Annotated in this window: 18 protein-coding genes; 8 read left to right on the plus strand and 10 right to left on the minus strand. The window is 69.8% G+C overall.

What is annotated here, in order from left to right; translation table 11 throughout:
- Positions 1 to 82: 82 nt before the first annotated feature.
- On the minus strand, positions 83 to 847 hold the full coding sequence (locus OG746_RS11000; protein WP_266713936.1) for a GntR family transcriptional regulator: 765 nt from the start codon (positions 845 to 847) through the stop codon (positions 83 to 85).
- Positions 848 to 1,187: 340 nt separating this feature from the next.
- Here OG746_RS11000 and OG746_RS11005 point away from each other — a divergent pair, with 340 nt between their 5' ends.
- From OG746_RS11005 to OG746_RS11020, 4 genes are all read left to right on the plus strand, one after another.
- On the plus strand, positions 1,188 to 2,492 hold the full coding sequence (locus tag OG746_RS11005; protein ID WP_266713938.1) for an extracellular solute-binding protein: 1,305 nt from the start codon (positions 1,188 to 1,190) through the stop codon (positions 2,490 to 2,492).
- A gap of 97 nt (positions 2,493 to 2,589) precedes the next feature.
- A complete protein-coding gene (locus OG746_RS11010) occupies positions 2,590 to 3,597 on the plus strand; it encodes a carbohydrate ABC transporter permease (RefSeq protein ID WP_266713940.1) in 1,008 nt (335 codons plus the stop codon).
- A complete protein-coding gene (locus tag OG746_RS11015) occupies positions 3,594 to 4,460 on the plus strand; it encodes a carbohydrate ABC transporter permease (protein ID WP_266713942.1) in 867 nt (288 codons plus the stop codon). Before OG746_RS11010 ends, OG746_RS11015 begins: the two co-directional genes overlap by 4 nt.
- 9 nt (positions 4,461 to 4,469) lie before the next feature.
- The gene (locus tag OG746_RS11020; RefSeq protein WP_266713944.1) at positions 4,470 to 5,954 is read left to right on the plus strand and encodes a glycoside hydrolase family 3 protein; all 1,485 of its coding nucleotides are present in this window, start codon (positions 4,470 to 4,472) and stop codon (positions 5,952 to 5,954) included.
- A 379-nt stretch (positions 5,955 to 6,333) separates the two neighbouring features.
- On the opposite strand, the gene nagB is transcribed toward OG746_RS11020, so the two are convergent.
- A complete protein-coding gene (gene nagB / locus OG746_RS11025; RefSeq protein ID WP_266713946.1) occupies positions 6,334 to 7,119 on the minus strand; it encodes a glucosamine-6-phosphate deaminase in 786 nt (261 codons plus the stop codon).
- Between the two features lie 253 nt (positions 7,120 to 7,372).
- Between nagB and OG746_RS11030 the strand changes: the two genes are divergently transcribed.
- Complete coding sequence (locus OG746_RS11030; RefSeq protein WP_266713948.1) at positions 7,373 to 8,437, plus strand: SIS domain-containing protein; 1,065 nt, start codon at positions 7,373 to 7,375, stop codon at positions 8,435 to 8,437.
- A 407-nt stretch (positions 8,438 to 8,844) separates the two neighbouring features.
- Complete coding sequence (locus tag OG746_RS11035) at positions 8,845 to 10,311, plus strand: sensor histidine kinase (protein ID WP_266718858.1); 1,467 nt, start codon at positions 8,845 to 8,847, stop codon at positions 10,309 to 10,311.
- Positions 10,312 to 10,527: 216 nt separating this feature from the next.
- Here OG746_RS11035 and OG746_RS11040 read toward each other — a convergent pair whose 3' ends face one another.
- Positions 10,528 to 10,785 (minus strand): WhiB family transcriptional regulator, encoded by a 258-nt coding sequence (locus OG746_RS11040; protein ID WP_016639615.1) that lies wholly within the window; start codon positions 10,783 to 10,785, stop codon positions 10,528 to 10,530.
- A gap of 319 nt (positions 10,786 to 11,104) precedes the next feature.
- On the minus strand, positions 11,105 to 12,073 hold the full coding sequence (locus OG746_RS11045) for a diacylglycerol/lipid kinase family protein (RefSeq protein WP_266713949.1): 969 nt from the start codon (positions 12,071 to 12,073) through the stop codon (positions 11,105 to 11,107).
- Between the two features lie 126 nt (positions 12,074 to 12,199).
- On the opposite strand from OG746_RS11045, the gene OG746_RS11050 reads away from it, so the two are divergent.
- The gene (locus OG746_RS11050; protein ID WP_266713950.1) at positions 12,200 to 12,643 is read left to right on the plus strand and encodes a hypothetical protein; all 444 of its coding nucleotides are present in this window, start codon (positions 12,200 to 12,202) and stop codon (positions 12,641 to 12,643) included.
- Between the two features lie 64 nt (positions 12,644 to 12,707).
- Here the strand turns inward: OG746_RS11050 and OG746_RS11055 are convergent, their stop codons facing one another.
- The 3 genes from OG746_RS11055 to OG746_RS11065 form a co-directional block, all read right to left on the minus strand.
- Complete coding sequence (locus tag OG746_RS11055; protein ID WP_266713952.1) at positions 12,708 to 13,748, minus strand: RNA polymerase sigma factor SigF; 1,041 nt, start codon at positions 13,746 to 13,748, stop codon at positions 12,708 to 12,710.
- Positions 13,745 to 14,158, minus strand: a complete 414-nt coding sequence (locus OG746_RS11060; protein ID WP_266713954.1) for an ATP-binding protein — start codon at positions 14,156 to 14,158, stop codon at positions 13,745 to 13,747. The genes OG746_RS11055 and OG746_RS11060 overlap by 4 nt, the downstream gene beginning before the upstream one ends.
- A 265-nt stretch (positions 14,159 to 14,423) precedes the next feature.
- Entirely contained in the window at positions 14,424 to 14,684 is a 261-nt protein-coding gene (locus OG746_RS11065; RefSeq protein WP_266713956.1) for a UBP-type zinc finger domain-containing protein, read from the minus strand.
- Between the two features lie 51 nt (positions 14,685 to 14,735).
- On the opposite strand from OG746_RS11065, the gene OG746_RS11070 reads away from it, so the two are divergent.
- Positions 14,736 to 16,334: a Na+/H+ antiporter gene (locus OG746_RS11070; protein ID WP_266713958.1), complete on the plus strand. Its 1,599-nt coding sequence runs from the start codon at positions 14,736 to 14,738 to the stop codon at positions 16,332 to 16,334.
- Here the strand turns inward: OG746_RS11070 and OG746_RS11075 are convergent.
- From OG746_RS11075 to OG746_RS11085, 3 genes are all read right to left on the minus strand, one after another.
- On the minus strand, positions 16,313 to 17,242 hold the full coding sequence (locus OG746_RS11075) for a 1-aminocyclopropane-1-carboxylate deaminase/D-cysteine desulfhydrase (protein ID WP_266713960.1): 930 nt from the start codon (positions 17,240 to 17,242) through the stop codon (positions 16,313 to 16,315). The two genes, OG746_RS11070 and OG746_RS11075, sit on opposite strands and share 22 nt — an antisense overlap.
- A 52-nt stretch (positions 17,243 to 17,294) precedes the next feature.
- Positions 17,295 to 17,885, minus strand: coding sequence for an N-acetylmuramoyl-L-alanine amidase (locus OG746_RS11080; RefSeq protein WP_266713962.1), 591 nt, complete (start codon positions 17,883 to 17,885; stop codon positions 17,295 to 17,297).
- Positions 17,886 to 18,022: 137 nt separating this feature from the next.
- Entirely contained in the window at positions 18,023 to 18,256 is a 234-nt protein-coding gene (locus OG746_RS11085; RefSeq protein ID WP_266718860.1) for a hypothetical protein, read from the minus strand.
- Positions 18,257 to 18,439 lie beyond the last annotated feature (183 nt).

Raw genomic sequence — 18,439 nt, forward strand, 5'->3', positions numbered from 1 at the left:
CAGAAATGTGATCTGCGCTACACCGCGTGCCGGAAAGCGTCTACTCCGTTATCCGGGGCGGGAGTTGGGGCTCGTGCGGGGGTCAGTCCGTGGGCCTCTTGAGTCGCGCCACGAACTTGTACCGGTCCCCGCGGTACACCGAGCGCACCCACTCCACCGGCTGTCCCGAACCGTCGATCGAGTGGCGGGAGAGCATCAGCATCGGCAGGCCCACGTCCGTGCCGAGCAGGCCCGCCTCGCGCGGCGTCGCGAGCGAGGTCTCGATGGTCTCCTCGGCCTCGGCGAGGTGCACGTCGTAGACCTCGGCGAGCGCCGTGTAGAGGGACGTGTACTTGGCGAGGCTGCGGCGCAGCGCGGGGAAGCGCTTCGCCGACAGGTGCGTGGTCTCGATGGCCATCGGCTCGCCGCTCGCGAGGCGCAGCCGCTCGATGCGCAGGACGCGACCGCCGGCGGCGATGTCGAGGAGCTGCGCGAGGGTTTCGTCGGCGGTGACGTAACCGATGTCGAGCAGCTGCGAGGTCGGCTCCAGGCCCTGGGCCCGCATGTCCTCGGTGTACGAGGTGAGTTGGAGCGCCTGGGAGACCTTGGGCTTGGCGACGAAGGTGCCCTTGCCCTGGATCCGTTCGAGGCGGCCCTCGACGACGAGCTCCTGGAGCGCCTGGCGGACGGTGGTGCGGGAGGTGTCGAACTCGGAGGCGAGCGTGCGCTCGGGCGGGACGGGGGTGCCGGGCGGCAGCGTCTCCGTCATGTCGAGCAGGTGCTTCTTGAGGCGGTAGTACTTGGGCACGCGTGCGGTGCGGACGGGCGCCCCGCCCTCGTTCTCCGCACTGCTGACGTCGGTGCTCATGCTCCGCCTTCCCGGCTCCGGTGCCCACGCGACTCCGTGACCCCTCCTTATACCGCCCGGTGGCCGTCTGGTCTAGTCCACCCGCCGGGGTGCTCGAAGGTGGTCAACGCCCTTGCCCTGCTTGGCGGATGCGGCCCGGGTGTCGTTCCGATAACGGACGCGGGGACCTCTCTCGGCCACTCTTGACAGCCCTATTGGTCTGGGCCAAGCTCCCCGTACTGGTCTACACCATTAAAGATCAGGTCCCAGTCCCATCAGTCGGATCCGCGTACGCAGACGTGTGCTTGCCGTATGTCATCGCTGTGGGTGGGGGGTTGCAGGCATCCCTGAGGAGGGTGACATGAAGCGCAAGCTCATAGCGGCCGTCGGCGTCGCGGCCATGATGTCCGCGGTCGCTGCGTGTGGGGGCGACGGCGGCAGCAATGCCGGCAAGGACCCGAAGGACCGCACCGGCGACGTCACGGTCTGGCTGATGGTCGACGCGCAGAGCACCTGGCCAGGCCTGGTCAAGGACGTCAACGCGCAGTTCAAGAAGAAGTACCCGAAGGTCAAGGTCAACGTCTCGTACCAGCAGTGGGCGGACAAGGCCAAGAAGCTCGACACCGCCCTGGGCGGCGACAAGTTCCCTGACGTCGTCGAGCTCGGCAACACCGAGACCATGCAGTACATCCTCAACGGGGCGCTCGCCGAGATCGACCCGAAGAAGTACGACAACAGCGACTCCTGGATCAAGGGCCTCAAGGACACCTGCTCCTTCGAGGGCAAGATGTACTGCGTCCCGTACTACTCCAGTGCGCGCGTCGCCATCTACAACAAGGACCTGCTGAAGTCGGCCACCGGCTCCGACAAGCTGCCCACCGACGAGTCCGCGTTCCTCAAGGCGATGGACAAGGAGACGGCGAAGCAGGGCGCGAAGGACAAGCGCTTCTCCTCCCTGTACCTGCCGGGCCGCTACTGGTACGCCGCCATGTCCTACGTCCAGGCGTACGGCGGCAGCATCGCCTCGTACGACGACGGCACCAAGAAGTGGAAGGGCACCCTGTCCGACGCCAAGTCGCAGGAAGGCATCCAGCACTTCATCGACCTGGTGAAGAAGTACAACAAGGGCGACATCACCAAGGACGAGCAGGACCACGCCAATGTGATGGCCAACGAGAAGGCCGGCGTCCTGTACGGCAACGGCTGGGAGGCCGGCTCCGTCGTCGACGGCAAGGCCAACGGCAACCCGAAGCTGAAGGACAAGATCGCCGTCGCCTCCATGCCGGGCCCGAACGGCAAGACCCTGCCGTCCTTCGTCGGCGGCTCCGACCTCGCCGTCACGCAGAAGTCGAAGAACGCGGACCTCGCCGAGGACTGGATCTCCATGTTCACGAGCGAGAAGTCCCAGGAGGTCCTCACCTCCAAGAACGTGCTGCCGAGCAACACCAAGCAGCTGCAGCCGCTGAAGGAGAAGGCGGAGACCGAAGCCGCGGCGAACGCGGTGGAGAGCGCCTGGTTCACGCCGATCGCCCCGGGCTGGACCGCGATCGAGAAGGAGGAGGTCCTGAAGAACATGCTTCTCGACATCCTCAAGGGCAAGTCCGTCGCCACGGCCACCAAGGCGGCCGACGCCAAGATCGACGAGCTGATCAACAAGGAGTCCTGAGCCTTCGGGCTCCGGAGCGAGGGGCGGGGCCGACATCGTTCGGCTCCGCCGTTCCCCCTCCTCTCCTCTTTCGCTGAGAACGAGAAAGGTCAGCCACGTGACTGCCGCCGACACCAAGGCCGCCGGGCCGCCGCCCCGCACGGCGGACGCTCCGGAAGGGGACGTGCTCACCAAGGGCACCAAGGGTCCCCGCGGCACCGGCCGCCCCCCGCGGAAGAAGGGGGCGTCGCTCCCTTACCTCCTGATCCTGCCGGCGATCGTCGCGCTGGCTGCCGTCTATGCGTACCCCCTGGTCAAGACCGTGATCATGTCCTTCCAGGACATGGGGCGCCGCGAGCTGTGGACGGGCGAGAGCCCGCCGTGGGTCGGCTTCGACCAGTTCACCAACATCCTCGGCGACGCGGAGTTCTGGCAGGTCACCGTCCGCACGGTGGTCTTCATGGTGGTCTGTGTCGCGCTCACCATGGCGATCGGCCTGCTGGTCTCCCTGCTGATGATGCGCCTGTCGACCTGGGTGCGGCTCACGCTCACCACGGCTCTGATCGCCGCCTGGTCGATGCCGCTGCTCGTCGCCTCCTCGATCTTCCGCTGGCTCGCCGACTCCGACTACGGCCTGGTCAACACGCTCATCGCCAAGGTCGCCGGCGACGACTTCCTCGGACACAACTGGTTCCTCGACCCGCTTCAGGGCTTCTCGATCATCGCCGCGCTCGTCATCTGGGGCGCCGTCCCGTTCGTCGTGATCACCCTGTACGCGGCCCTCACCCAGGTCCCCGGAGAGCTCACCGAGGCCGCCCAGCTCGACGGCGCCAGCGCGTTCGGTGTCTTCCGCTTCGTCACCTGGCCGGTCATCAAGCCCGTCTTCACCATGGTCACCACGCTCTCGGTGATCTGGGACTTCAACGTCTTCGGGCAGATCTGGCTGCTGCGCGGCAACAAGCCCGAACCGGACTACGAAACCCTCGGCCTCTACTCCTTTTCCAAGGCGTTCACGTCGACGTCCTTCAGCCAGGGCACCGCGATCGCCCTCATCACCGTTCTGCTGCTCTCCGGGGTGGCCGTGTACTACCTGCGCCAGCTCATGAAGACAGGAGAGGTCGAATGAGCGCCTCCACCGCACCGGTCAAGGAGGGGCTGCGCCCCGACCGCAAGAAGACCAGGCTCGGCTACAACGTTCTCGGGCTCGTCATCGCCGTCGTGATGGCCTTCCCGGTCTACTGGCTCATCGTCTCGGCGCTGCGCCCCAACCACGAGATCCGCTCCTACGACCAGACGCTGTGGCCTTCGTCGATCACCTTCGACAACTTCGCCCGCGCCGTGAAGCAGCCGAACTTCGGCACCGCGATCGAGTCCAGCCTCATCATCTCGATCACGGCCGTCGTCGGTGGCATGGTCATCGCGACCCTCGCGGCCCTCGCCATCGGACGGTTCCGCTTCACCGGCCGGCGCGCGCTCCTCATGGCGATGATCCTGGTCCAGATGCTGCCGCCGACCGCGATGCTCATCCCCATCTACACCCAGCTCAACGCGATGGGCGGCCTCAACGAGTACTGGGGCGTCATCGTCGTCTACCTCGTCTCCACGCTGCCCTTCGCCACGGTGATGATCCGCGGCTTCGTGGTCAACATCCCCGTGGAGCTGGAGGAGTCGGCGATGGTCGACGGCTGTACGCGGATGGGAGCGTTCCGCCGCGTCGTCTTCCCGCTGCTCGCCCCCGGCCTCGCCGCGTCCTCGATCTTCGCCCTCGTCAACGCGTGGAATGAGTACCTGTTCGCGTACATCCTGATGAACGAGGACTCGAAGTACACGCTTAACGTGTGGCTGATGACGTTCACGACCGAACGAGGCACCGACTACGGCGCGTTGATGGCCGCGTCCACGATGATCGCTCTGCCGGTGGTGATCTTCTTCATGTTCATCCAGAAGAAGATGGCCACAGGACTCACATCCGGCGCCGTGAAGGGATAACGCCGCACGATGACGACATTGACACGTGGTACCGACACGCTGACGCGTGACGCCCTGACCGTCCTCCAGCCCGGGTTCACCGGCACGTCCGCGCCCGACTGGCTGCTGCGCCGGCTCGGCGAGGGCCTGGCGTCGGTCGGGCTGTTCGGACGCAATATCGCCACCCCCGAGCAACTGGCCGCCCTCACCGCCCAATTGCGGTCCGAGCGCGGTGACGTCCTGGTCGCCATCGACGAGGAGGGCGGTGACGTCACCCGCCTCGAGGTGCGCACCGGCTCGTCCTTCCCGGGCAACCACGCGCTCGGCGCGGTCGACGACGCGGCGCTGACCCGCGCGGTGGCCGCCGAGCTCGGCCACCGCCTCGCCGAGTGCGGGGTCAACCTCAACTGGGCGCCCTCCGCGGACGTCAACGCCAACCCGGACAACCCGGTGATCGGCGTACGGTCCTTCGGCGCGGACCCCGCGCTCGTGGCCCGGCACACCGCCGCGTACGTCGAGGGCCTGCAGGCCGCGGGCGTCGCCGCCTGTACGAAGCACTTCCCCGGGCACGGGGACACGGCGGTCGACTCGCACCACGACGTGCCGCGCATCGACGTCGACCTGGACGTCCTGCACTCCCGTGACCTCGCGCCGTTCCGGGCGGCGATCGCGGCGGGCTCGCGGGCCGTGATGAGCGCGCACATCCTGGTGCCCGCGCTCGACCCCGAGTACCCGGCAACGTTGTCGCGGCGGATCCTCACGGGCCTGCTGCGCGAGGAGTTCGGCTACGAGGGACTGATCGTCACGGACGGCATGGAGATGAAGGCCATCTCCGGCACGTACGGCATCGAGCGCGGCAGCGTCCTCGCCATCGCCGCGGGCGCCGACGCGATCTGCGTGGGCGGCGGGCTCGCCGACGACGACACGGTGCTGCGGCTCCGCGACGCCCTGGTGGGCGCGGTGCGCTCCGGTGAACTCCCGGAGGAACGCCTCGCGGACGCGGCGGCGCGGGTGCGTGCGTTGTCGAAGTGGGCGACGGCGTCGGGCCGCACCGGGACCTCGGAGGGCAACCCCGAGGTGGGTCTGGCCGCGGCGCGCCGTGCGGTCACGGTGACCCGTGGGGGAGACGGGGCGCCGGTCTCGGGCCCCGTGCACGTGGCCGCCTTCACGCCGGTCGCCAACATCGCGGTCGGCGACGAGACCCCCTGGGGCGTCGCCGCCGAACTCGAACGCCTGCTGCCCGGCACCACGACCGGCTCCTACACCGGCCCCGACGCCGGCCACGCCGCCCTTGCCGCCGCGGGGGAGCGGCGAGTGGTGGCGGTGGTTCGCGACGAGCATCGCCACCTGTGGATGTCCGGGGCCCTGGACGACCTGCTGTCCGCCCGCCCGGACACGGTCGTCGTGGAAATGGGCGTCCCCCAGGCCCCACCCCGCGGCGCGCTGCACATCGCTACGCATGGTGCGGCGAGGGTGTGCGGGGTCGCTGCGGCGGAGGCGATCACGGGGGCTTGACGTGCCGCCGCCACCCCGGCCGCCTTGGGCAATCTGCCGCCTGGGGCGGCAGGGTGGGCAAGGCGGCACCCCGGCGCGGGCAGCGCTTTCGGTAGGCGTCCACCCCGCCTCCCGGGCCCACGCCTCGGGGCTCCGCCCCGGACCCCGCTGCTCAATCGCCGCAGGGGCTTGATTTGCCCACCCGTAGGCAATGGCCCGGCTCCCGCCCATCTCCCACCCACCCGCCCCCTCCGGGGGCGTCGGCCCGACGGGGCGCCACCCCGACGGGGCAGCGCCTTCGGTAGGCGTCCACCCCGGCTCCCGGGAACTCCCGGGTACACGCAACGGTGCCGGTCACCCCGAGCGGGGGTGACCGGCACCGTCACGTGACGCGGCAGGCCTACAGCCCCTGCCACTCCGGCTTGTTGACGTACGTGTGGCGGAAGTAGTCCGCGAGCTTCAGCTTCGACGCGGCGCCCTCGTCCACCACCACGGTCGCGTGCGGATGCAGCTGGAGCGCGGACGCCGGCACCACGGAGGCGACCGGCCCCTCGACGGTCGCGGCCACCGCATCCGCCTTGCCCTCACCCGTGGCGAGCAGCACCAGGTGCCGCGCCTCCAGGATCGTCCCGATGCCCTGCGTGATCACATGCCGCGGCACCTGGCTCAGGTCCCCGTCGAAGAACCGCGCGTTGTCCGCGATGGTCTGCTCGGTCAGCGTCTTGATCCGGGTCCGCGAGGCGAGCGAGGAACACGGTTCGTTGAACCCGATGTGCCCGTCCGTGCCGATCCCCAGCAACTGCAGATCCACACCCCCGGCCTCGACCAGCGCACTGTCGTACGCCTCGCACGCGGCCTGCACGTCGGCGGCGCTGCCGTCGGGCCCCATGAACGCGGCCTCGCCGAGACCGAGCGGCTCGACGACCTGCCGCAGCACCGTCGCCCGGTACGACTCGGGGTGCCCGGTCGGCAGCCCCACGTACTCGTCGAGCTGGGCGATCCGCGCCTTCGACGCATCGACCGCACCGGCGCGCACCTGGGCCGCCAACGCCTCGTAGATGGGCAGCGGAGTCGAGCCGGTGGCCACACCGAGCAGCGCGTCGGGCTTGCGCCGCAGCAGCTGGGCCATGGCCTCGGCGATGAGCTCGCCACCTGCCTTGGCGTCCGGAACGATCACAACTTCCACGCTGGGCCTGCCGTTCTGGTCAGAGGAGACGGGATGACATGTGGTATAGACCAATCTAACAGAGCGCAACCCCGCCAGTCAGGCCCTTCACCACACCTCTTCGTCCATGCCTTCGTCCATGCTCGACGCTGCGCTGTGGCTCGGCACCTCGAAGCGTCCGGTGGGCGGCGCGGGCCCCCACCGGCCACAGTGGAAGGTGCCGGAGCCGACGCGGCCCGGCCCCGGCCCCCGTCGCCCCACCGGAGGTGCCCGTATGAACGCCACCCCGTCCGACCCGGAGCGCCCCGGTCGGATCATGACGCGGGAGATGCACGAGCAGCCCGACGTGCTCCGGCGTCTCCTCGCCACCGGCGCCCCGCGCATCCAGGACGTGGCCCGCCGGGTCGCCGACAGGGCCCCGCGCTTCGTCCTGCTCACCGCCCGCGGCACCTCCGACCACGCCGCGCTCTACGCCAAGTACCTCCTGGAGATCCGGCTCGGCCTGCCCTGCGGCCTCGCCTCGATGTCCACCACGACGGCCTACGGCGCCCGCCCCGATCTGCGCGACGTACTGGTCATCACCGTCAGCCAGTCCGGCGGCTCGCCCGACCTGGTCGCCTCGACGAAGGCCGCCCGAGAGGCCGGCGCGATCACCCTCGCCGTGACCAACAACCCGGACTCCCCGCTGGCCGCCGTCTCCGAGCACCACATCGACATCATGGCGGGACCGGAGAAGGCGCTGCCCGCGACGAAGACGTACACCGCCTCGCTGCTCGCCCTGTACCTCTTCGTGGAGGGCCTGCGCGGCGGCGACGGAGCGGCCGCCGCCGTGCTGCCCGACCACGCCGACCAGGTCCTCGCGCGTCAGGACGAGGTCCGCACCCTGGCCGCCCGCTACCGCTTCGCCGGCCGCATGGTGATCACCTCCCGCGGTTACGGCTATCCGACCGCCAAGGAAGCGGCCCTCAAGCTGATGGAGACCAGCTACATCCCCGCCCTCGCGTACTCCGGCGCCGATCTGCTGCACGGCCCGCTCGCCATGGTCGACAACATCTCCCCGGTGATCGCCGTGGTCACCGACGGCCGGGGCGGTGACGCCCTGCAACCTGTCCTCGACCGGCTCCGCGGGCGCGGGGCCGATCTGATGGTGGTCGGTCCGCAGGCCCAGGTGGACCGCGCCTCCGCCGGCTTCGTCCTGCCGACCGCCGGGGTGGCCGAGGAGGTGCAGCCGGTGCTCGAAATCCTCCCTCTCCAACTTCTCGCGTACGAGGTGACCATCGCCCGTGGCCAGGACCCCGACGCCCCGCGCGCCCTCGCGAAGGTGACGGAGACGCGATGAGCCGCGAATGAACCGGACGGGCTCGGCACTCGTGCAGGGGTACGGACGTTGAAGTGGACGTGGGGGCGGGTGCGATCGTCGGAGAAACAGACGAGAACAAACCTCAGCCGACGCATAGACATGGGAGAATGGTCTAGTCCACAATGCGTAACTGTAGCTTCCGCCCTCCCCGCACAGGAGGACGGACAGAGGACCCGACGCTCTCTGCCCTGACCGCGTCGGATCCTCGATCGGCAGCCGGGACCGCACACCTGGAAGCCGGTGCACCTGAAGGGCTGCGGTGCTAGGGGAAGGGCTGAGGGTCCCGACCCCCGGCGCCGCGGCCCGTCGGTCTTTCGAGGGCCCCGCCGCTCGTCGTCCCTTTCGGCGCCCCGAGTCCCGGCGGTTAAGCTCGGCTCGTGCCCTCCATGAACGATCTCGTACGCCAGCACACCGCCCTCGGTGACTCCGATCTCGAGTGGCTCCACCTGCTGGTCTCGGAGTGGCAGTTGCTCTCCGACCTCTCCTTCGCCGACCTCGTCCTGTGGGTTCCCACCCATGACGGCACGCGATACGTCTCCGTGGCCCAGATGCGGCCCAACACCGGGCCCACGTCCTACCAGGACGACATGGTCGGCCACCTCGTCCCGCGCGGCCGCCGCCCGATGCTGGACGTCGCGCTCGACGAGGGCCGCATCGTGCGCGAGGGCGACCCCGAGTGGCGCGAGGAGGTCCCGGTGCGGGTGGAGTCCATCCCCGTACGCAGGGAGGGCCGGGTCCTCGGCGTCATCGCGCGCAACACCAACCTGCTGACCGTCCGGACGCCCTCGCGCCTGGAGCTGACCTATCTGCAGTCGGCCTCCGACCTCGCGCAGATGATCGCGGCCGGCACCTTCCCGTTCCCCGACCAGCAGGTCGACATGGACGCCTCCCCGCGCGCGGGCGACGGCCTGATCCGGCTCGACGCGGACGGCGTGGTCCAGTACGCCTCGCCCAACGCCCTGTCCGCGTACCACCGGTTGGGCTTCCAGGCCGATCTCGTCGGCCACCACCTCGGCACGACGACGGCCGAACTCGCCCCGTCCCGCGGCCCGGTGGACGAGGCGCTCGCCAAGGTGGCCAGCGGCTGGGCGCCGCGCGAGTTCGACGTCGAGGGCGAGGAGGGCTCGATCCAGCTGCGCGCGATCCCGCTCAGCCCCAAGGGCACCCGCATCGGTTCGCTGGTCCTGCTGCGCGACGTCACCGAACTGCGCCGCCGGGAACGCGAGTTGATCACCAAGGACGCGACCATCCGGGAGATCCACCACCGGGTGAAGAACAACCTCCAGACGGTCGCCGCCCTGCTCCGCCTCCAGGCCCGCCGCATCGGATCCGACCGGGGGCGCGAGGCCCTGGAGGAGGCGGTCCGCCGGGTCGGTTCCATCGCGATCGTGCACGAGACGCTCTCCCAGAACCTGGACGAGCGCGTGGAGTTCGACGAGATCGCGGACCGCGTGCTCGCCATGGTGGCGGAGATCTCACCGGGTCAGGTGGTGGGCCGGCGCACCGGCCGCTTCGGCATCCTGGACGCCGAGGTGGCGACCCCGCTGTCCATGGTCCTCACCGAGGTGCTGCAGAACGCGCTGGAGCACGGCTTCCGGCAGGGCGACACCGGCAGCGTCGAGGTCTCGGCCGTGCGCGGCGGCACCAGCAAGGAGGCCCGACTCCTGGTCACCGTCCAGGACGACGGCGTCGGCCTGCCCGAGAACTTCGACCCGAAGCGCGCGGGGAACCTGGGCCTGCAGATCGTACGCACGTTGGTGGAGGGCGAGTTGGGCGGAACGTTCGACATGGTGCCCGCACCGGAGCGCGGCACGCAGGTCATCCTCGACATTCCCGTACGCAGCAGCAAATAGCCAACTGGCCGGCCGCGGCCCGCACGCGGCGGCCCGAACACAGCAGTGAGCCCCGGACCGTTGAACGGTCCGGGGCTCACTGTCGTCTCGTTGCCCGGGCTGTGTCCCGGGCTGAGCCTGGGGAGCATCGGGGGTACTGCGCGGCTGCGGCTCGGGGGCGGGAGATGCGTACTCGATGTACGCGCCGCCGGGCTCAGGCTCGAACGGGGTGGGGGATCAGGCGGAGGCCTGACGGGCCCGGTTGCGAGCGGCGCGGCGCTTCATTGCGCGGCGCTCGTCCTCGCTGAGGCCACCCCAGACGCCGGAGTCCTGGCCGGACTCGAGCGCCCACTGCAGGCACTGCTCCATGACGGGGCAGCGGCGGCAGACGGCCTTGGCTTCCTCGATCTGCAGCAGCGCGGGACCGGTGTTGCCGATGGGGAAGAACAGCTCGGGGTCTTCCTCGCGACAAACGGCGTTGTGACGCCAGTCCATGGCTGCTACCTCTCCTTGGTATTACGTGCAGGTTGCTTGTGAATGTGAACGCTTTCACGAATCCCCCAACAAGTGAACCGACGAACGTCACATCTGCGACGGATGTCCGTATCTTTGAGGAGGGGATTCGGGCTCTCTGTGGGGCCGATGTTTCGGGCCGTCCCGAGCGCCATGTAGAGATTCGCAAACCTCGGCGGCGGATACAACCCCTTCCGGAAAGTTTTTTTTGATTCCTCGGTGTCGGCTAGGTCACAGCCGTACTTCCATGGGGTGGATGCTGGCCCAAACGTTCGAGATGAAGGACTTTAGTCCCTTCCACTCACACAATCACACGCAGTGCACGGCGTACGCCTGTGAACGTCACGCTGGTCCGCAGTCCCAGGTGGTCACCGTCCATCTGAAGGGGCAGGGGCGCCTTCGAATGCAAGGTGAAGTCCGTCAGGTCGTGGAGCGTAACCGCGTTCTTGCCGTGCGGTCCGCGCTCGGGTGTCGAGGCGAGCAGCTGGGTGCCGTAACGGGCCACCGCGGGGGTGGAGAGTTTCTTGAGTCCCAGCACGTCAAGGCCGGTGTCGAAGGACGCCTGGGGTGTCGGGTACAGCGGCCGGTTGCCCAGGAAGGACCACGGCGACGTGTTGCTGACTATGGAGACGACGAGATCGGTGACCGGATCCTCGCCCGGCCGTTCGAGCGTGATCGTGCCGTGCCGGCGGTCGGCCTCGCCCAGAAACTGGCGCACGACCTGTCGCACGTACAGGGCATGCGTCGAACGCTTGCCGCGCTCTCGCTGCTGCTCCACCCGGCCCACGACGCCCGCGTCGAAGCCGAGGCCCGAGGCGAACGTGAACCAGCGGGCCGGCACGCCCTCGTCCTCCGTGCCCGCGGTGCCCGAGGCGAGGCCGAGGCCCACCGTGCGCCGACGGCCCTCGCGCAGGGCGTCCAGGAGCTGTCCCGTGGCCTCCACGGGGTGGTTCGGCAGGCCGAGGGCGCGCGCGAAGACGTTCGTGGAGCCGCCCGGGACGACGGCGAGGCCGGGCAGCCGGTCGAGGTCGGGGCCGCCGTGCAGCAGACCGTTCACGACCTCGTTGACCGTGCCGTCGCCGCCGAGGGCGACGACAAGCTCGATGTCCTTGCTCTCCGCGGCCTGCCGGCCGAGGTCGCGCGCGTGGCCCCGGTACTCGGTGGTGACGGCCTCGAGCTTCATCTCGCTCGCCAAGGCGTGGATCAGGACATCACGCGTGCGCGCGCTGGTGGTGGTTGCCGCCGGATTGACCACGAGAAGTGCACGCATGCAAGGCAGCGTACCCAGCGTCCTTGATCGGGCCCAGACCGAGGTGGGCGTCGGGTGAGAGTCCACACGGATTCCGCGTGGGGTCCGGGCTTCGGGACGGCGTCGGCAGGCGGCTACTCTGCAAAGGTGACCTCAGAGCAGAACCCCGCCCCCGAAACCGACGCAGAAGACGGCCCCCGCCCCGGTCGGCTGACCGCCGCCGCGGCCCTGGCCGGGCTCGAAGGCCTCGCGCTCGTCGTGGGCGGTGCCTACATGCTGGTCGCCGGCCTGGCCGGGCACCCCGACAACCCGGAGCAGGCCGCCACCGGCGGTGTCACGCTCATCGTGCTCGCGCTGCTGCCGCTGTTCGCCGCGCGCGGACTGCTCGCCCGCAAGCGCTGGAGCCGCGGCCCCGCGATCATCACGCAGATCATGGCGCTGCCGGTCGCCTACACGCTGTTGCAGGCCGACAGCATGGCCATCGGGGGCGGCATCGCGCTCGCCGCCGTGTCGATCGCCGCGCTGGTGCTGCTCGTCAACCAAGAGACCACGCGCGCGTTGGGCATCCGTACGCCGGGTTCCTCCCAGTAGCTCGCACACGAGAAGGCGCCCGACGCGGATCCGCGTCGGGCGCCTTCTCGTGTGCGTACGTGGGTCACTCCTCGACGAGGAGCTTGTCCCGGAGCTGGGCCAGCGTGCGGGCCAGCAGGCGCGAGACGTGCATCTGGGAGATGCCGACCTCCTGGGCGATCTGCGACTGCGTCATGTTCCCGAAGAAACGCAGCAGCAGAATGCGCTTCTCGCGCGGCGGCAGGTCCTCCAGGAGCGGCTTGAGTGACTCGCGGTACTCGACGCCCTCCAGCGCCTCGTCCTCGGACCCCAGCGTGTCCGCGACCGCCGGGGACTCGTCGTCCGTGTCCGGGACGTCCAGGGACAGCGTGGAGTACGCGTTGGCCGACTCCAGGCCCTCCAGGACCTCCTCCTCGGAGATGCCCAGCTTCTCGGCCAACTCATGGACCGTGGGGGAGCGCCCGTTCACCTGGGACAGCTCCGCGGTCGCCGTCGTCAGGGCCAGGCGCAGCTCCTGGAGGCGGCGCGGCACGCGCACGGCCCAGCCCTTGTCGCGGAAGTGCCGCTTGATCTCGCCGACGACGGTCGGCGTCGCGTACGTGGAGAACTCCACGCCGCGCTCGGGGTCGAAACGGTCGACCGACTTGATCAGGCCGATCGTCGCGACCTGGGTGAGGTCGTCCAGGGGCTCGCCGCGGTTGCGGAAGCGGCGCGCCAGGTGCTCGACCAGGGGCAGATGCATGCGCACGAGCTTGTTGCGCAGCTCCGCGTACTCCGGGCTGCCGTCCGTCAGGGCGCGCAGCTCGATGAACATCGCCCGGGCACCGCTGCGGTCCCGCGGATCGTGCCGGTCGTGCCGCTCACCGTGTCGCTCGTGGTCGCTCATCAATCCCGCCCGTCGCGCGTCCGATCCCCCTGAGCCCCCGCGAAGTACGGCCCCCGGAGTCGGCGCTGCCTGCTGTGCCGCGTCGGCCGCCGGGTCCGCCGTGTCCTCCGGGTGCGGCAGGGCCTGCTGCTCGGGGATGCCGGTGGTCGGCCGCTGCATCCCGTCTGTGCCCTCGGCCGGGAGATTCAGATCCCGTGTGCCGCGCTTGTCGTCCCGCACCGGACCGTCCCCGTTCCTCACGTCGGGCCGGGGCCCGCGCCGCGCTTCTTGTAGAGGCTGATGGAGACGGTCTTGTCCTCGGCCACTGTGGAGTCGACCTGGCCCGCGAGGGCCGACAACACCGTCCACGCGAACGTGTCGCGTTCCGGGGCCCGGCCGTCGGTCGTCGGCGCGGAGACCGTCACCTCCAAGGAGTCGTCGACCAGCCGGAACACGCAGCTGAGCACGGACCCCGCGACGGCCTGCTGAAGCAGGATCGCGCAGGCCTCGTCGACAGCGATGCGCAGGTCCTCGATCTCGTCGAGGGTGAAGTCCAAACGCGCTGCGAGGCCGGCCGTCGCCGTACGCAGCACCGACAGGTAGGCACCCGCAGCCGGGAGTCGGACTTCCACGAAGTCCTGATTACCGGGGTCGCCTGCGATCTGGGACACCCTCACCTCCAAGGTGGTACAAGCACTTTCGGGCTCCGGAGGCTTCGTCCCCCGGGAGATGCGCCGCTTATATCTGCGGTGACGCTACCGCGCGCCCGACTTTCCTGTCCCGGGGACCCCCGGCCCATTGCTGTCACTCATAGTAAGCCTACGGGTACGGACAGTGGCTAGAGGGCGTGCGGGCTCAATTGGAAAGAGCGGGCGCCGGTTTGACGTACCCAGGCGTCAGTGCATCGAACCCCGGAGGGGCGCGGGAACCGCCGGGTCAGACCAGAATCGAGTCGACAAAGCACCAACGCCAGCTCTCACCAGGCTCGAAGGTGCGCATCACCGGATGACCGGTCTCGGCGTGGTGAACCGTCGCGTGCTTGTACGGGGACGAGTCGCAGCACCCGACGTGACCGCAGACCAGACACAGGCGTAGTTGCACAGGGTGACTGCCGACGGCCAGGCACTCCAAGCAGGTCTCGCTCAGAGGTGCGGGCTCGGGGTGCGGCAGCGCGGCGACGTGCGAGCACTCGTTCATGATGGCCAGGTTACGACGGGCAGTGCGGAGCAGGGCGGTGGAAGGCGGGTCATGGACGTATTGCCTCTGGTGGGTCTGATCGCCGCTAGTGCGGCCGTGGCGGGAGCGGCGCGCAGGACGCCCGTCCCGGCACCGCTCCTCCTGGTCGCCATCGGCCTGATCGCGTCATACGTACCGTGGGTTCCGGAGTACGTGCTCGACCCGCACATCGTGCTGCCGCTGATCCTGCCCCCGCTGCTGCACACCGCCGCCCTGGAGAGCTCCTACCTCGACCTGAGGGCGAACATCAGGCCCGTCGCGCTGCTCTCCGTGGGCTACGTCCTGTTCGCCACGCTGGCGGTGGGCTGGCTGGCGTACGAGCTGATCCCGGACCTGCCGCTGACCGCCGCGCTCGTCCTGGGGGCGGTGATCGCGCCGCCGGACGCGGTGGCCGCCACGGCGATCGCCCGGCGGGTGGGGCTGCCCTCCCGGATCACCACGATCCTGCAGGGCGAGTCCCTCGTGAACGACGCGACCGCGATCACCGCCTACAAGGTGGCCCTCGCGGCGGCGGTGGGCGAGGGTGCGAGCTGGGCGGGCGGGATCGAGGAGTTCCTGGTGGCCGCTGTCGGCGGGGTCGGTGTGGGGTTGCTGCTGATGGTGCCGCTGCACTGGTTGCGCACGCACCTCAAGGAAGCGCTGCTGCAGAACACGCTCTCCCTGCTGATCCCCTTCCTCGCGTACGCGGTCGCGGAACAAGTGGGCGCCTCCGGGGTGCTCGCCGTCGTGACCGTCGCGCTCTACCTGGGGCACCGCTCCTGGCAGGTCGATTTCGAGACACGGCTCCAGGAGACCGCGGTGTGGAAGGTCGTCGCGTTCATCCTGGAGTCCGCCGTCTTCGCGCTCATCGGCCTCCAGCTGCGCTTCGTCCTCGAAGGGCTCGGCGAGTACAGCGTGTGGCAGGCGATCTGGTACGCGGTCGGGGTGTTCGTCTTCGTGGTCGTGATCCGCTTCGTGTGGTCGTATCCGGCCACCTATCTGCCGTGGTGCCTGTCGTCCCGCATCCGTGCGCGCGAGAGCGACACGGACTGGAAGAGGCCGCTTGTCGTGAGCTGGGCCGGCATGCGGGGCGTGGTGTCGCTGGCCATCGCGTTCTCCATCCCGCTGGTCACGGAGGACGGGGAGCCGTTCCCCTCGCGCAACCTGGTGCTCTTCCTGACCTTCACGACGGTCATCGGAACACTCGTCGTCCAGGGGCTCACGCTGCCGCCGCTCATCAAGCTCCTCAAGCTGCCGGGCCGGGACACGCAGGCCGAGACGCTCGCCGAGGCCCAGGCGCAGAACGCCGCCTCCGTGGCCGCGGAGGAGCGCGTGGACGAGTTGATGCAGGACGAGCGCAACTGCCTGCCCACGCCCCTCCAGGACCGTCTGCGCACCGTTCTGGAGCGGCGCCGCAACTCGGTGTGGGAGCGGCTCGGGCAGGCCAACCCGGTGACCGGCGAGTCCGCCGACGACACCTACCGCCGGCTCGCGCGGGAGGCGATCGCGGCCGAACGCGAGGTCTTCGTACGGATGCGGGACGAGCGGCGGATCGACGACGAGATGCTGCGGACACTGCTGCGCAAGCTGGACCTGGAGGAGGCCGCCGCCTACCGGGAGGTCGACGACTGAGCGCCCTCGAAGGGGGCGCCCGTGATCACCGCCGCGAGCGTCGTGCCGCGCGGGAACGCGCCCTCCTGAGTGAGGGCGACAAGTGCGTACAGCGCTTTGGCGACGTACAGGCGCTCGACGGGCAGGCCGTGGCGGTTCTCGAAGTCCTCGGCGAACGCAGCGAGTTCCTCGGGCACGCGCGCGTAGCCGCCGAAATGGAACCGGTCCTCCACGTGCCAGGAGCCCCGCGGCCCGCCGAACGCCGCCTCCTGCAAGGCGCGCACGTCGGCCTCCAGGAACCCGCCCTTGAGGACGGCGACGCCCATGGCGCGCTGGTCGGGGGAGAGCCCGGCGGCGAGCCCCGCGAGGGTGCCGCCCGTGCCGCAGGCCAGTGCGACGACATCCGCGTGGCCGCGCAGCTCCCGGCCGAGGTCCGTACAGCCTTGAACGGCGAGGGAGTTGCTGCCGCCCTCGGGCACCACGTACGCGTCATCGGCGCCGGCGGCATCGAGGAGCCCGGTCAGCACGTCGGGGTCGGTCTTGCGCCGGTACGTCGACCTGTCGACGAAGTGCAGGCGCATCCCGTCGGCCGCGCAGCGGGACAGGGACGGGTTGAGCGGGCGGTCGGCGAGTTCCTGGCCGCGGACGACACCGATGGTGGGGATGTCCAGGAGCCGGCCCGCCGCGGCCGTGGCCCGCAGATGGTTCGAGTACGCGCCCCCGAAGGTGACGATCGCGCGACCCCGGGACGCCGCCGCGTCGATGTTCAGGGCGAGCTTGCGCCACTTGTTGCCGATCAGATCCGGGTGGATCAGGTCGTCCCGCTTGAGCAGCAGGCGCACGCCGTGGCGCGCGAAGCGCTCGTCGTCGACCTCCACGAGGGGAGAGGGGAGGCGGGGGCGCAGGCCGGATGCGGTGGGGCGGGACACCCGGCCATTGTCGGACACCGGGCCGGGTTCCCGCCCGCGCGGCGGCGGGCGGCTACTTGAGCCGGTCCCCGATGCGCTTGCGCATCGACGCCATCGTGAAGCCCTTGGGGTCGATCTTCCCCGGCTGCCACTCCAGGTGGCCGATCACCGAGCGCTCGGTCCACCCGTGGTGGCGGCAGATCGCCGCGGCCGCCTTCTCGATGGCCTCCAACTGGGCGGCGGGCCAGGAGTCGTCGCCGTTGCCGAGGTTCTCGCACTCGAAGCCGTAGAAGCGGCTGTTGCCGTCCGTGTTCGCCTCGTTGTCGTGCGGCAGGGCCTTCTCGGCGATCACCGCGCGCAGCACGTCGTCGTCGCCCAGGCCCGCGTGGTTCGCCCGGCCGTAGCCGACCAGGTGTACGCGGCCGTCCTTCGTGATGACGCCGTGGCACAGCGGTCCCGGCAGGTTCGCGTGGCCGTCGCGGCAGACGCGCACCGTGCTGGCGCTGCCGGAGGTGGCGGTGTGGTGGATCATCACCCCGTTCAACGGGCCCCAGCTACCGATGTGATTGCGGTTGTGGTGCCGCCAGTCGCCGACCTCGACCACCGTCAGGCCCTCGTCCTTGAGAGCCTTGATGAAGCTGCTTGCGGACATGGGTGGGGCCACGGCCGCCTCCTTCGCGGGAGCGACGGCCGCCGACTGCGCGCCGTCTCGTACGGTTCGCTTTTACCCGGAACTGCCGTTCAGCGACCTTCTGTTCGCATAACGTGCACAAGGTTCGCGGCGGTCGGCGGCCAGGTCGCTCAGCTGCGCAGGACGCCGTCCCCGTTCGCCGCGATGTGCGACTCGAGGGCCTGCAGCGCCTGCTGCGTGGCCTCCGGGCTGCCGGTGCCCTTGCGCTCCGCGTAGTACGCCGCGCCCAGTCGCTTGAGCAGATCGCCGCCCGCGCGCTGCGCCTGCACATCGTCCAGCTTCTGCTTGCCCTGCGTCAGGCCGCGCTGCGCCTGCTCCTTGGCCCGGTCCATAAATCCCGCCATGGTGATCACCCTTCTCGTCTTTACCGTTTCCTGACCAACGCGCGCCGGGATCTTCGAGTTCCGGGCGGTCGAGGAACAGGGGCCGGGAGAGTGGATAAGTGCCCACCCAATGCCCCGCCCGTCCGCCATCCATTCCCCCTCATTTGTGTAATGGTGCGATCGCTCTCCGTGCTGAAAGCTTGT

The organism is Streptomyces sp. NBC_01016 (genome assembly GCF_026341035.1).
GTDB lineage: Bacteria > Actinomycetota > Actinomycetes > Streptomycetales > Streptomycetaceae > Streptomyces.

Coding starts and splice junctions, on each gene's coding strand:
- OG746_RS11045 (WP_266713949.1), bottom strand. CDS start 12,073: ATGCGTGCACTTCTCGTGGTCAATCCGGCGGCAACCACCACCAGCGCG.
- OG746_RS11030 (WP_266713948.1), top strand. CDS start 7,373: ATGAACGCCACCCCGTCCGACCCGGAGCGCCCCGGTCGGATCATGACG.
- OG746_RS11070 (WP_266713958.1), top strand. CDS start 14,736: ATGGACGTATTGCCTCTGGTGGGTCTGATCGCCGCTAGTGCGGCCGTG.
- OG746_RS11005 (WP_266713938.1), top strand. CDS start 1,188: ATGAAGCGCAAGCTCATAGCGGCCGTCGGCGTCGCGGCCATGATGTCC.
- OG746_RS11085 (WP_266718860.1), bottom strand. CDS start 18,256: ATGGCGGGATTTATGGACCGGGCCAAGGAGCAGGCGCAGCGCGGCCTG.
- OG746_RS11015 (WP_266713942.1), top strand. CDS start 3,594: ATGAGCGCCTCCACCGCACCGGTCAAGGAGGGGCTGCGCCCCGACCGC.
- OG746_RS11065 (WP_266713956.1), bottom strand. CDS start 14,684: ATGAACGAGTGCTCGCACGTCGCCGCGCTGCCGCACCCCGAGCCCGCA.
- OG746_RS11040 (WP_016639615.1), bottom strand. CDS start 10,785: ATGGACTGGCGTCACAACGCCGTTTGTCGCGAGGAAGACCCCGAGCTG.
- OG746_RS11000 (WP_266713936.1), bottom strand. CDS start 847: ATGAGCACCGACGTCAGCAGTGCGGAGAACGAGGGCGGGGCGCCCGTC.
- OG746_RS11020 (WP_266713944.1), top strand. CDS start 4,470: ATGACGACATTGACACGTGGTACCGACACGCTGACGCGTGACGCCCTG.
- OG746_RS11035 (WP_266718858.1), top strand. CDS start 8,845: ATGAACGATCTCGTACGCCAGCACACCGCCCTCGGTGACTCCGATCTC.